This window comes from Bradyrhizobium sp. I71, assembly GCF_022354745.1.
In the GTDB taxonomy this organism is placed as follows: Bacteria; Pseudomonadota; Alphaproteobacteria; order Rhizobiales; family Xanthobacteraceae; genus Bradyrhizobium; species Bradyrhizobium liaoningense.
In genome coordinates, this window is sequence record NZ_CP059398.1 from 5107339 (window position 1) to 5119871 (window position 12533).

11 protein-coding genes are annotated in these 12533 nt (G+C 64.8%); 7 read left to right on the forward strand and 4 right to left on the reverse strand.

From position 1 onward, the window contains the following. Positions 1-289: 289 nt before the first annotated feature. On the reverse strand, positions 290-1195 hold the full coding sequence (locus FJV43_RS24600; RefSeq protein WP_239621671.1) for a helix-turn-helix domain-containing protein: 906 nt from the start codon (positions 1193-1195) through the stop codon (positions 290-292). A 50-nt stretch (positions 1196-1245) separates the two neighbouring features. On the opposite strand from FJV43_RS24600, the gene pobA reads away from it, so the two are divergent. Beyond that, positions 1246-2418 carry a 4-hydroxybenzoate 3-monooxygenase gene (pobA, locus tag FJV43_RS24605; protein WP_239621672.1) on the forward strand — a complete coding sequence of 391 codons (1173 nt, stop codon included), beginning with the start codon at positions 1246-1248 and terminating at the stop codon, positions 2416-2418. Between the two features lie 157 nt (positions 2419-2575). Here pobA and FJV43_RS24610 read toward each other — a convergent pair whose 3' ends face one another. The 3 genes from FJV43_RS24610 to FJV43_RS24620 all read right to left on the reverse strand — a co-directional run bounded on the left by FJV43_RS24610 (position 2576) and on the right by FJV43_RS24620 (position 6739). Further along, positions 2576-4726, reverse strand: a complete 2151-nt coding sequence (locus FJV43_RS24610) for an adenylate/guanylate cyclase domain-containing protein (protein ID WP_239621673.1) — start codon at positions 4724-4726, stop codon at positions 2576-2578. 19 nt (positions 4727-4745) lie between these two features. Beyond that, complete coding sequence (locus FJV43_RS24615; RefSeq protein WP_239621674.1) at positions 4746-5414, reverse strand: hypothetical protein; 669 nt, start codon at positions 5412-5414, stop codon at positions 4746-4748. A gap of 245 nt (positions 5415-5659) precedes the next feature. Then, the gene (locus tag FJV43_RS24620; RefSeq protein ID WP_239621675.1) at positions 5660-6739 is read right to left on the reverse strand and encodes an HD domain-containing phosphohydrolase; all 1080 of its coding nucleotides are present in this window, start codon (positions 6737-6739) and stop codon (positions 5660-5662) included. Between the two features lie 250 nt (positions 6740-6989). On the opposite strand from FJV43_RS24620, the gene FJV43_RS24625 reads away from it, so the two are divergent. The 6 genes from FJV43_RS24625 (at position 6990) to FJV43_RS24650 (ending at position 12505) form a co-directional block, all read left to right on the forward strand. Continuing rightward, positions 6990-7313, forward strand: coding sequence for an STAS domain-containing protein (locus FJV43_RS24625; RefSeq protein ID WP_239621676.1), 324 nt, complete (start codon positions 6990-6992; stop codon positions 7311-7313). Beyond that, positions 7313-7678, forward strand: coding sequence for a response regulator (locus FJV43_RS24630; RefSeq protein ID WP_239621677.1), 366 nt, complete (start codon positions 7313-7315; stop codon positions 7676-7678). Before FJV43_RS24625 ends, FJV43_RS24630 begins: the two co-directional genes overlap by 1 nt. Then, complete coding sequence (locus FJV43_RS24635) at positions 7675-9750, forward strand: chemotaxis protein CheA (protein WP_239621678.1); 2076 nt, start codon at positions 7675-7677, stop codon at positions 9748-9750. Before FJV43_RS24630 ends, FJV43_RS24635 begins: the two co-directional genes overlap by 4 nt. Continuing rightward, positions 9750-10211 carry a chemotaxis protein CheW gene (locus tag FJV43_RS24640; RefSeq protein ID WP_239621679.1) on the forward strand — a complete coding sequence of 154 codons (462 nt, stop codon included), beginning with the start codon at positions 9750-9752 and terminating at the stop codon, positions 10209-10211. The genes FJV43_RS24635 and FJV43_RS24640 overlap by 1 nt, the downstream gene beginning before the upstream one ends. Before the next feature lie 38 nt (positions 10212-10249). Further along, complete coding sequence (locus tag FJV43_RS24645; RefSeq protein ID WP_239621680.1) at positions 10250-11950, forward strand: methyl-accepting chemotaxis protein; 1701 nt, start codon at positions 10250-10252, stop codon at positions 11948-11950. Positions 11951-12016: 66 nt separating this feature from the next. Then, entirely contained in the window at positions 12017-12505 is a 489-nt protein-coding gene (locus FJV43_RS24650) for a chemotaxis protein CheW (protein ID WP_239621681.1), read from the forward strand. The last annotated feature ends 28 nt before the right edge of the window (positions 12506-12533 follow it).

The following is a 12533-nucleotide window of genomic DNA, read 5'->3' on the forward strand; positions in this document are numbered from 1 at the left end:
CGGCCGAAAAATACTGAAGGCGCCGATGGCTTGCCGAAAAGGCGGCGCAGACGACCGGACAGGGGGGCCGCCTTGCGCCGAGGTTAGGGAGGTTCCATGCCACCAGCGCCAGGGCGCTGAATACAGTCACGCTAAGGCGCGCGCATTCGCCGCTCAATTGTACGGAGGTAAAGGGCCCCTATCCAAAGGATGGCTCCCCTTATACGAAGGTAAGTGGGGTGCGCCGGCAACCAACGCGACTGCGGCGTGGCCTCCGACCATCAGCACGCGTGGTCTTTCGTCCGATGGTTCAGCCTTCGCGGTCATGCAGCTGCGCACGAAACGCGCGCGGCGATACGCCCGTGGCCGCCGCGTAGATCCGGCTGAAATAGGCGGGATCGTCGAAGCCGAGGGCGTAGGCAATCGTCGAGACCGGCAGGTTGGTGTAGACGAGGTTGCGCCGCGCCTCGCGGATCAGCCGGTTGAGGATCAGATGCGAGGCGGTGTCGCCGGTCGCCGCCCGCGTGATCCGGTTGAGATGGGTCGGCGTGATCGACAGCGCACCAGCGTAGTCCGCGACGCTCCAGCGCTCCAGATGGTGCTGTTCGAGCAGCGCCTCGAAGCGACGGAATAGTCCGCTTTCCGCCGTGCCGTTGCCGCCGCTCTCGCCCGTGAGCGCGCGGGCCACGAGCCCGATCATGGCCGACGACAAGGCCCGCAGCACGTGCGCACGGCCGAAATCGCGGGCGGCGTGTTCGGCGAAGATCTGCTTCATGGTGGCGCGGATCTGCGGCGTGCCGCGCACCACGGCCGATCGCGACAGCGGGCCGCGCAGACCCTCGGCGGCGAGCAGCGCCTCGTCCAGAATCTCCGCCGCGATGGTCAGCACCCAGCCCTGGGTATCAGGCACGAAGCGGAAGCCGTGGACGTGGCCGACAGGCACGTTGACGATCTGCATCGGCCTCAAGGGTATCACGCGTCCGTCGAGCGTCGCCTCGCCGCCGCCGCGCTCGATCAGCAGCACCTGGTGCAGCCGGGCATGGCGATGCACGGCCAGCGTCCAGTCGTGCAGCACCGAGCGCGACGCGATCGTCTCGCAATGCACGACGTCGGGCAGATCGCCGGACTCGCCGAACAGATTGTAAACCCGGATCCCCGGGGCAGGGGCTGAGCTTCTCATGTTCGAATAGTACAAGACAAAGGCAAAACCCTCCATCGGTTTGCAGCGCTGGATCTGCAAAAAAGTGCCGACGGGAGGATGCAAAAATGAAAGTTCAGGTCTGTATCATCGGCGGTGGGCCGTCCGGGTTGTTGCTGTCCCAGCTTCTGCACCTGAAGGGCATCGACACAATCGTGCTGGAGAAATACAGCCGCGATCACGTGCTCGCACGCATCCGTGCCGGCGTGCTCGAGCACGGCTTTGCGAAGCTGATGCGCGAAGCCCAGTGCGGCGAGCGGATGGACCGCGAGGGGGAGATCCACCGCGGGTTCGAGATCGCCCATGACGGTGTGCTCTCCAAGATCGACCTGCACAAGCATTCCGGCGGCAATTCGGTGCTGGTCTACGGCCAGACCGAGTTGACGCGCGACCTCTACGAGGCGCGCGACCGGCTCGGCGGCAAGGTCGTGCACAATGCCGAGGATGTGACGCCGCACGATCTGACGTCGGACCGTCCCTACGTAACGTATCGCTCGAACGACGACATCGTTCGCGTCGATTGCGACTACATCGTCGGCGCCGATGGTTTCCACGGCGTCAGCCGCAGGTCGATCCCGAAGGACGTTCTGCGTGAATATGAGAAGGTCTATCCGTTCGGCTGGTTGGGGGTGCTGTCGCGCACCAAGCCGGTGTCGCCCGAGCTGATCTATGTGAAGCACGAGCGCGGCTTTGCGCTCTGCTCGCTGCGCTCGCAGGTGCTCAGCCGCTATTACATCCAGGTGCCGCTCGCCGACAAGGTGGAGGACTGGAGCGACGATGCGTTCTGGGCCGAGCTGAAGCGCCGCCTGCCGGAGCAGGTCGCCGGCCGCCTGATCACGGGGCCGTCGATCGAGAAGAGCATCGCGCCGTTGCGCAGCTTCGTCGCCGAGCCGATGAGCTATGGCCGGCTGTTCCTCGCAGGCGATGCGGCCCACATCGTGCCGCCGACCGGCGCACGCGGGTTGAACAGTGCCGCTTCCGACATCTACTATCTCTACCACGCCTTGCTCGCGCATTATCAGAGCGGCGACGATTCCGGTCTCAAAGGCTATTCCGCCAAGGCGCTCGCGCGGATCTGGAAGGCACAACGCTTCTCCTGGTGGATGACGATGCTGCTGCACCGATTTCCCGACCGGCTCGAATACGAGGACCGGCTTCAGCAGACGGAGCTGGACTACCTGCTCTCGTCCGAGACGGCGCAGCGCCTGCTCGCGGAGAACTACGTGGGGCTGCCGTTTTAGGGTGATATCGACGTCGCTCTTCTTCCTTCTCCCCCTGTGGGAGAAGGTGGCGCGAAGCGCCGGATGAGGGGTTCTCCCCGATCGCAATGCTTTTCGTGAGGATAGATTCCCCTCTCCCCTTGCGGGAGAGGGGAAGTCGGCGCCTTGGCTGGCTGTATTACTTTCCTTCCAGCGTGTTGACTGACGTCCAATCCGAAGGTGGCGGATTTACGATGAATGCCCGCGCACGCTTGGCGAACCGGGCTGACGCAGGATCGATCTTCGCGACGCCGTCGAACACATCAGCCGCTTTCGCAAACTCCCTTGCCCGCCAGCATGCCAGCCCTTCCGCATACGCCGCGGCGACCTTCGCCTGCTCGTCGCTCGCGGCGTCCTTCTCCGCCAGCGGCTCGAACACCCTGATCGCCTCGCCGCGCCCCTGGACCCTGATCGCATCGAGCTCGCGCCAGGCGAAGGTGTCGCCGGTCTGCGCCATCGTGGTTTCCGATGCCATGATCGCGGTACCGTAATATTTGTTGGCGCCCTCGAGCCGCGAGGCGACGTTCACGGTGTCGCTCATCACGGTGTAATTGAAGCGGCGCCGCGAGCCGATATTGCCGACCACGGCTTCGCCGCTGTTGAGTCCGATGCGATGCGACAGGCCGTGGCCGGCGAAGGCGGGATGGCCGGCATTGAGCTCCGCCAGCTTCTCGTGGCACTTCAGCGCGGCACGAACCGCGTTGCGCGCGTGCGCGGGATCGTCGGCCGGCGCGCCGAACATGGCGACGATGGAATCGCCGATATATTTGTCGACGTAGCCGCCATGGCTTTCGATGATGTCGGTCATGGCGGAGAGATATTCGTTCATCAGCGTGACCAGTTCGACCGGCGTGATGGTCTCCGCGATCGAGGAGAAGCCGCTGAGATCGGAGAAGAACATGGTGACGTTGCGCATCTCGCCGCCGAGCGCTGGCATCTTGCCGGACGCCACCATGGTATCGATGACCTCGGGCGCGAGATAATAAGCGAAGCTCTTGCGGAGGAAGCGCTCGTCGCGATCGGCCAGCACGAATCGGTAGCCGATCATCATCGCCAGCGCGGCGAGGCTTGCCAGGGCCGGTTCGACAAGAGGCAGCGCCAGCGCATGCACGAACGCAGCGACGGCGAAGGCTGCGTAAACGGCGATGACGGCGAGCCAGGCGGTCACCGCGCCGACAGGTGCAAGCATGCAGGCCGCGCAGGCGATGATCGCCGCGAGCGCAATCGTGAGAACGGTCCGCGCGGCAAAGCCGGGCTCGGTCACCGCGTCTTGCTCGATCAGATTTCGGACCGCAGCGGCATGCACGAACACACCCGCGATGTCGCTACGGGCCTGCTGCGCGGTGCCGGCGCGGGCGGGCAGGGCGCATCGTGGCGCGGGCGAGCCGTCATAGCCGCCCGACAATCGCATCGAGGTCAGCTTGCGGTCCTCGAAATTGAGGATGGTGCCGAGCAATACCACCTTCCCGTCGAAGGCGCGGCGGAAGAAATCGCGGTCGCCCTTCTCGGCGCAAGCGCGCAGGTCGGCGAAAGAATAGGTCGGGACGTCGCGGCCCAGGCCGCGAAAGTTGAGCGTCAGCGTGTTGGGCACCGCGCTGGGAATCGTGTAGCCGGACAGCTCCATCGCGCCGGATGGCCCGATCGCGGGCTTCGCGCCGAGTGCCCGCGCGGCGAGTTCGACGGCCATCGTGGGCACCGGCTTGCCATCGATGGAGAAACTCAGCGGCATCCGCCGGATCACGTCGTCGGGGTCGGTATGGACGTTGAGAGCGCGGATGTTGTTCTTCACTGCCAGCTGCTGCGCGCGGTAGGGCCTCTCCGGGTGGTCGTTGCTCAGGATTTCGCCGAGCACCAGCTTGCCGGTGTCGGAGATCTGCCGCAGGGCTATCAGGTAGTCCCGGTCAAAGCCCTTCATGCGCGTGCCGAGCGGCGCGTCGCCAAAGGAAATCTCGGATTGTTCGATCGAGCTCGGAAAGATGACGTCGAATCCGATTACCTTGGCCCCGCCCTCGGCGATGCTCCCGAGCACCCGGCCGATCTCGCGCGTCCAGGTCTGCGTCGGCGATCCCTTGAAAGGCTGGGTGTCATAGGTCTCTCCGTCGATCGCCACCACGACGACGGGCGAGGTGGCGGGATCACGGCGATCGCCAATGATCTTGCCGCGCAGCGCCGTGAGGATGTCGAGGGAGAGAGCTTGCAGCGCCTGAAGCGGCGGTGACGTGAAGACCGCGCCCGCAAGGAGCGCAATCAGGATCGTCGCAACGATGTCCCGCCTGCCGATCCGCCGCATCGCGCCTTCGCGGAGCCGCCTATTCGAGCCGCAGCAGGCGGCCGACGATCGGCGTCGGCGATGACGTGGCGCTGGCGTCGATCTGGAAGGCGTAGCGCTTGGTGCCGAGAATGGCGAGATAGCTGCCGCCCGGGGTCAACGATTTCCCGGCCTTGGCGAAGTCATAGAACTTGCCGCCGACCATGGTTTCGTTCCTGAGCGGCACGGTGATCGTGGGCTCCTTGCCGTCGGTGCGTTCGATCACCAGAGTGCTCCCGCTCCTCGCCTGCACCAGTGGTGCGACACCGTAGAGCGTCGGCAGCTTGGACGGGGTGCTCTTGGCGTCCGGCCCCACGCTGCGGAAGGACGTTGCGGCACTCTGGTTCGCCTGGCGCTCCGACAGTTTTGCCGCATTGGTATCGCAGGGCACCTTCTCCCGCTTGACCTCGCCCAGCTGTACGATGCTCTGCTCTGTGCCGACCAGAACGACGCCCTCGCTGATCGTCTCGCGCTCACACGATCTGAGGTAGCTGAGCGTGATGCTGGCCTTCGGTCCGAGCTTGATGATCTTGCCCGGCGCCACATAGTCCATGAACGCGATGCCGTCGACCTTGCCTTGAACGTCCTCGACGATCGCGGCAGGAGTCTGCGCCAAAGCGGGGGCGGCAAGGCAGAACGCGCCGACCAAGGCGCCGATCAGGCTTTTCATGGGAAGTCTCATCCAATTCGACGATGCTCTATCGGCCCGTCCCGGTTCGATGCTTACAGCAGGGTGCCCGAAGCAAGTGTGACCAAAATCACTCTTAGTTGTTGGTACCACTCTAGCAGGAACAGGTTCAAACCGGCGACTAGAGAAAAAATGGAGCCGCAACAAGCTGTTGGCCAGTTGATCAGGTCACGCGGTCGGGGCGGCCCCGGCCGAACGGCCCTCGGTCGAACCGCTCTCCGCCGCACTCACCGCGACGGAGCGAGAGGGGCCTCGGTCCACTGAAAAGGAGTCGTCCGCTGGCCGGCGGCGATCTCGACCACCTCGTCCCAGCGCGACAGGAAGGCCTCAACGCAGGCTGGATCGAACTGCCGCCCCGCGTTCTCAGCCAGGTAATTGCGCGCCGCCTCGAGCGGCATCGGCTCCTTATACGGCCGCCGCGTCGTCAGGGCATCGAAGACATCGGCAACCGCAACCACGCGCGCGGCGACCGGGATTTCGTCCGCCTTGAGGCCGTTCGGGTAGCCCGCGCCGTCCCAGCGCTCGTGATGTCCTGCGGCAATTTGCGCACCGAGCCGGATCAGCTCGCAGCTGGAATCGGCCAGGATCCGCTCGCCGATCGTCGCATGCGTCCGGATCACGGCCATCTCCTCGTCGGTGAGCTTGCCCGGCTTGAGCAGAATGTTGTCGGGAATGGCGACCTTGCCGACGTCGTGCAGGGGAGCGGCCAGGTAGATGTCGCGGCAGAGCCGGGCCGGCAGGCCGAGCTGGTCGGCGATGATGCGGCTGTATCTGGCGACCCGCAGCGTGTGCTCGCCGGTGTCGTTGTCGCGGTATTCGACCGCGAGCGCGAGCCGCAGGATGATCTCCTCCTCGCGCTCGCCGAGCTTTCGTGTTGCTGCTGCGACGTCGCTGGCCAGATGCGCGGCGCGGTCGTTGAGCTTGCGCACGGCTGCACCAAGCTGAATCAAATTCCGCAGACGCACCGTCATCTCGAGGCTTTGCGGCTGCTTGGGTAGAAAATCGGTTGCACCGGCCTGCAGCGCTTCCATCTTGACGTCATCGGTTTGATGCGAGGTGATCATCGCGATCGGGATGTCGGTGCAGCCGGGAAGCCTGCGAAAGGCGCGGATGAAGCCGATGCCGTCCATATGCGGCATCTCGTAATCGACCAGCACCAGATCGAAGGCGCGCTCCTGCGCGCAGGCCAGCGCCTCCACGGGATCGAGGAAGGTGGTGGCCTCGACCAGACCTTCAGCCTCGATGTGACGTTTCAGGAAGTTGAGGACGGAGCGGCTGTCATCAACCACGAGCGCTTGGGTCAGCATCGGTGGCCGGGGCTCTCTTCGCTGGCAAAGACACGAACTCCAGCCATAGCCCAAGCGAATTTAACGCGAAGCAAACGGCCGCACGGATGCGCACGTCTCGATGTCTCTCGGCAGATTGTGCATGCTTGCACACGGTTGCGCGAATTCCGAGCGAGTGTCACCCGTAGTTGTACGGATGCCCGTGTTAGGAGTTTGCTCACTCGATTCGCGTCAAACGAGTATCGGAATTCTAGCAAAGGCGGGTGCAGCGATGGCGCTCAATCCCATGGAGCCGAAGTGGTCGTTGCGGTTACCCGCCGATTGCAGCATCGCGGCCATTCGCAACGTCTATGAGCTCATTCGCGAGGCGTTCGGCCGCCAGGAGCGGCTCGAGATCGACTGTTCGAGCGTCGACAAGGCCGACGTGACTTCGATCCAGCTTCTGCTGTCGACCGCCAAGACGGGCGAGGCCCAAGGCCGCCCGGTGGTGCTCACGTCATTCTCTCAGTCTCTGCGCAACACCCTTCGCCGCGCCGGCTTCGCCAGCGAGGCGATGATCGATCAGCACTTCCCGCAAAAGAAAGATGGCACCTGATGGCCACGATTCTTACCGTCGACGATTCCCCCAGCATCCGGCAGATGATCAAGGTCGTGCTCGAGCCGGCCGGTCACAACGTGATCGAGGCCGGCGATGGCGCGCAAGGACTCGCCAAGGCCCAGGCCGGCAAGCTCGACCTCGTCATCACCGACCTCAACATGCCCGTCATGAACGGGCTGGAGCTGATCCGCGCACTGCGCAAGCTGCCGAGCGCGATCGGCATGCCCATCGTGTTCCTGACCACCGAATCCAACGAGACGGTGAAGCAGGAGGCCAAGAGCGCCGGCGCCACCGGCTGGATCACCAAGCCCTTCAAGCCCGAGCAGTTGCTCGCCGTGGTCGGCAAGTTGGTGCGCACATGAGCGCAATGGACCCGACCGAGGTCTTTCGTCAGGAAGCCAGTGAGCTCTTTGAAGTTCTCGAAGGGGCCTTGCTCGACCTCGGCCAGCGTCCCGATGACCGCGAACTGGTCGATTCCGCCTTCCGCGCCCTGCATACGATCAAGGGTTCGGGCGCCATGTTCGGCTTCGACAAGGTCGCCTCCTTCACCCACGAATTCGAGACCGCCTTCGACCGTGTCCGCAAGGGCGAGATCAAGCCGACGCAGGAGCTGATCTCGGTCGCGCTCGCCGCCAAGGACTACATCCGCGCGCTGATCGAGGATCCGCAGTCGACCGACGACGTCATCGGCGACGCCATCCTCGACGACCTCAAGCGCTTCGTCTCGTTCGACCAGCCCGCCGCTGCGGTCATGGAGATCGCCGAGGCGCCGCCGCTGGCACCTGGCGGGAGCAAGCAGGCCGGCTGGCACCTCTACCTGGAGTTCGAATCCCACATCCTGCGCAACGGCTCGAATCCGCTCGACCTGTTGGAAGATCTCTGCAAGCTCGGACCTTGCTTCGTCGTGCCCGTCACCGACGGCATCCCGTTCCTCGACGAGATGGAGCCGGAAGACTGCTACCTGAAGTGGGACGTCAAGCTGCACGCGGCCTGCGACAAGGACGCGATCGACGACGTCTTCATGTTCGTCCAGGACGAGTTGAAGCTCACCCTCTCGCCGCTCGAGCATGTCGAAGCGCCCGCGCCTGCACCGCTCTTTCAGCTCCTCGACGAGGAGCCGGCGCCCATGGCCGAGACGCCTGCGCCCCCGGCCGAGCTTCCCGCCGCGCCGGTCGCCGACCAGCCCGTCGCCAAGAGCGAGCCCAAATCTGAACCGAGGCCGGAGCCGAAACCCGAAGCCAAGCGCGAAGAGCGCGGCATCGCCACCGTCCGCGTCCAGGCCGAACGTCTCGACGAGCTGATGGATCGCGTCGGCGAGCTCGTCATCGCCCAGGCGCGGCTGACCCAGCTCGCCGCGTCCGGCTCCGACCTCTCGATCAAGATGATCGCCGAGGAGATCGAGCGCCTTGCCTCGTCATTGCGCGACACCACGATGGGCGCCCGCATGGTGCCGATCGGCTCCTTGTTCGGCCGCTTCCGCCGCCTCGTGCACGATCTGTCGCGCGATCTGTCCAAGCCGGTCGAATTCGTCACCACGGGCGAGGATACCGAGCTCGACAAGACCATGATCGAGTGTCTGGCCGATCCGCTGGTGCACCTCATCCGCAATGCCATCGACCACGGCATCGAAGATAACGCCACGCGCGCTGCCAATGGCAAGACCGAGCAGGGCCGCATCGAGCTCGCCGCCGTCCACTCCGGCGCGCAGGTGCTGGTCACCGTGAAGGACAATGGCGGCGGCCTCAACACCGCGCGCATCCGCGCGAAGGCGGAAGAGCAGGGCCTGATCGCGGCTGGCGCCGTGCTGACCGATCACGAGATCCATCAATTCCTGTTCCACCCCGGCTTCTCGACCGCCCAGACCATCTCGGCGCTGTCGGGCCGCGGCGTCGGCATGGACGTGGTCAAACGTACCATCGAGAACATGCGCGGCTCGATCGATCTGTCGACCAGGCCGGGACAGGGCACCACCGTGACGCTGCGCCTGCCTTTGACGCTCGCGATCATCGAAGGCCTCCTGATCCGCGTCGGCGAAGGTCGCTACATCATTCCGCTGCCGGCGGTCGAGGAGTGCGTCGAGCTGACGGCCGAGGACGAGCGTTCGCGCGGCCGCAACTTCCTCAATGTGCGCGGCAACCTCGTGCCCTTCCTTCGCCTGCGCGAGATCATGTCTTCGACGGGTTCGCCCGACAAGCACCAGAAGACGATCATCATCTCCACGGGCGAGACCCGCGTCGGCCTCGTCGCCGACCAGATCATCGGCAACCACCAGACCGTGATCAAGTCGCTCTCCAAGCTGCACTCCGACGTCACGATCTTCTCCGGCGCGACGATCCTCGGTGACGGCACGGCGGCTCTGATCCTCGACGTCGCGCAGCTGGTCTCGCTGGCGCAGTCGAAGGTCGAGAAGCAGCATATCAGCGAGGCGGCGTGATGAACCAGGATTTGGCGGGCGAGGATCAGTCCGGCGCAATGCAGGTCGTGATGATCGGCCTCGGCGAGGAGAAATTTGCACTCGATGCTGGTCTCGTGCGCGAGATCATAGATCCCGTCCCGGTGACCAAAGTGGCGGGGGCGCGCGCCTTCGTTCCCAGCGTGATCAACGTGCGCGGCAACGTCATTCCGCTCGCCGACCTGCGCATCCGCTTCGGCATGCCGCAGCTCGATGATTCGGCCGATACGCGCATCGTTGTCATCGAGCTCGATCTCGACGGCGAGCCGGTTCTGGTCGGCCTCACGGCCGACAAGGTCTACGAGGTCACGGAGATCGCGCAGACCGACGTGCAGCAGACGCCGCGCGTCGGCATGCACTGGAAGCCGGAGTTCATTCGCTTCATCGCGAAGTGGCGTGAAGAGTTCGTCATCGTTCCCAACATGGAACGCATTCTGAATTGAAATGAGGTCTCGGGGGCGAGACCTGTAGGGGCTGGAAAATGAGATTTACCGTCAAGGCAAAGCTTGCCACCGCGTTCGGCTTGGTCATCGTCCTGTCCGGGCTCGCGGGCGGCGTCGCCTACATGAAGCTCGGCGACATGATGACCACCGCCGACAGCATGGTCCTGCGTGCAAACCGGATGGAGAAGGCGACGCAGATCGAAAAGGATATTCTGCTTCAGCTGCGCGCCGAAAAGAACGCAGTTCTTGGAGCGGAATCTCAAGCCGAGCAGTTTGCCGCTGAGGCAGCGAGGCTTCGCGACGAAGCGACGAAGACCAGGGATGAGGTCTACGCGCTCGCTAGCGAGGCGGGCAGGAAGCTGCTCGACAGCTTTGCAGCCGCATACGCCAAGATGAATACGTACCAGGAAGAGACGCTTCGGCTCGCGAAGACTGACAAGCCCAAGGCCATGGAGCGCTCGATGGGTGACGGCCGCAAGGTCGTCGCGGACGCGATGGAAGCGATGGGCGCCTACGTCGTCAACACGAAGAAGCAGATGGCCGAGCAGGCGGTCCAGTCCAAGGCAGAGGGGCACCAGGCCCAATTCCTGCTGATGACGCTGATCGGCATCTCGCTGGCGGTTGCGATCGGGGCCGCGCTCTGGATCTCCATCTCGATCAGCCGTTCGCTCGGAAGGGCTGTTGGCCTTGCGGGCGCGGTCGCGGAGGGCGATCTCAGCCGGACCATTCCCTCGGCGAGCAACGATGAGATCGGAGATCTCGTCAGGTCGCTGAACGCGATGGTCGAGAAGCTCCGGCAGATCGTCACCGAGGCGATCACGGCGGCGCAGAACGTCTCGGCCGGCAGCCAGGAGCTGTCCGCCAGCGCCGAGCAGCTCTCGCAGGGCGCGACCGAACAGGCCTCCTCGGCCGAGGAAGCCTCCTCCTCCATGGAGGAGATGGCCTCCAACGTGAAGCAGAACGCCGACAACGCCAACCAGACCGAGAAGATTGCGGCGCAATCGGCCAAGGACGCCGAGGCCAGCGGTATCGCCGTCGGTCGTGCCGTCGAGGCGATGCAGACCATCGCCGAGAAGATCACGATCGTGCAGGAGATCGCGCGCCAGACCGACCTGCTCGCGCTCAACGCGGCGGTGGAAGCGGCGCGCGCAGGCGAGCACGGCAAGGGCTTTGCGGTGGTCGCCTCAGAGGTGCGCAAGCTCGCCGAGCGCAGCCAGGCGGCCGCGGCGGACATCGGCACGCTCTCGACCGAGAGCGTCAAGGTCGCGCAAGAGGCGGGCCAAATGCTGTCCAAGCTCGTGCCCGACATCAAGAAGACCGCGGAGCTGGTGCAGGAGATCACCGCGGCCTGCCGCGAGCAGGACGTCGGTTCGGCGCAGATCAACCAGGCGATCCAGCAACTCGACAAGGTCGGCCAGCAGAACGCCAGCGCCTCCGAGCAGGTGTCCTCGACCTCGGAGGAACTCGCTTCGCAGGCCGAGCAACTCCAGTCCACCATCTCGTTCTTCCGGATCGAGCACGCGGCACGCAAGGCGAATGCCGCGGTCGAGCCGATCGACCGCGCCGTCGGTCAGCTCCGGGCCAAGGCTGCGCACATGGCGGCTGTGGATCGCGAGACGAAGAAGCCGGCCGCCGTCCGCAAACCGGCACGCGCGATGAAGGTCGCCGGTGGCGGTGGTGGCTTCGCCTTCGACATGCACGACGGCGAAGACGACCGCGACGCCGAGTTCCAGCGTTGATCACCCGGTCCGGCCGCTATGCCGGACCGCATTCATTTGCCAACCTTCGGATCCTTGGACTGCATCATGGCCGCAACCTCGCAATATCTGACGCTCGGGCTCGCCGGCGAGACGTTCGGCATCAGCATCCGCAATGTCCGTGAGATCCTCGACATGCGGCCGATCTCGCGGCTTCCGCACGCCCCGAACTTCCTGCTCGGCATGATCGACGTGCGCGGCAGCGGCTATCCGATCGTCGACCTCAGGATCAAGCTCGGCCTGCCGAGCGTGCCGGCCACCGAAGCTACCCGTATCATCATCCTCGACGTGCCGATGAAGGACCGCCTGGTCGGCGTCGGCTTCGTCGCCGATTGCGTGTTCGAGGTCACCGACATCGACGAGCAGGCGATCGAGCCCATCCCCGAGATCGGCGGCCAGTGGCAGTCAGACTACGCTGCGGGCATCGGACGCAAGGGCGAGAAGTTCGTCGTCATCTTCGACCTCGCCAAGCTGATGGCGAACGACAGGATCCCGGAAGGGCGCGATGCCGGCGCGGACGCGCCTCGCGCCGCCTAAGTTTGCAAGAGTGAAGCGTGATCACGCG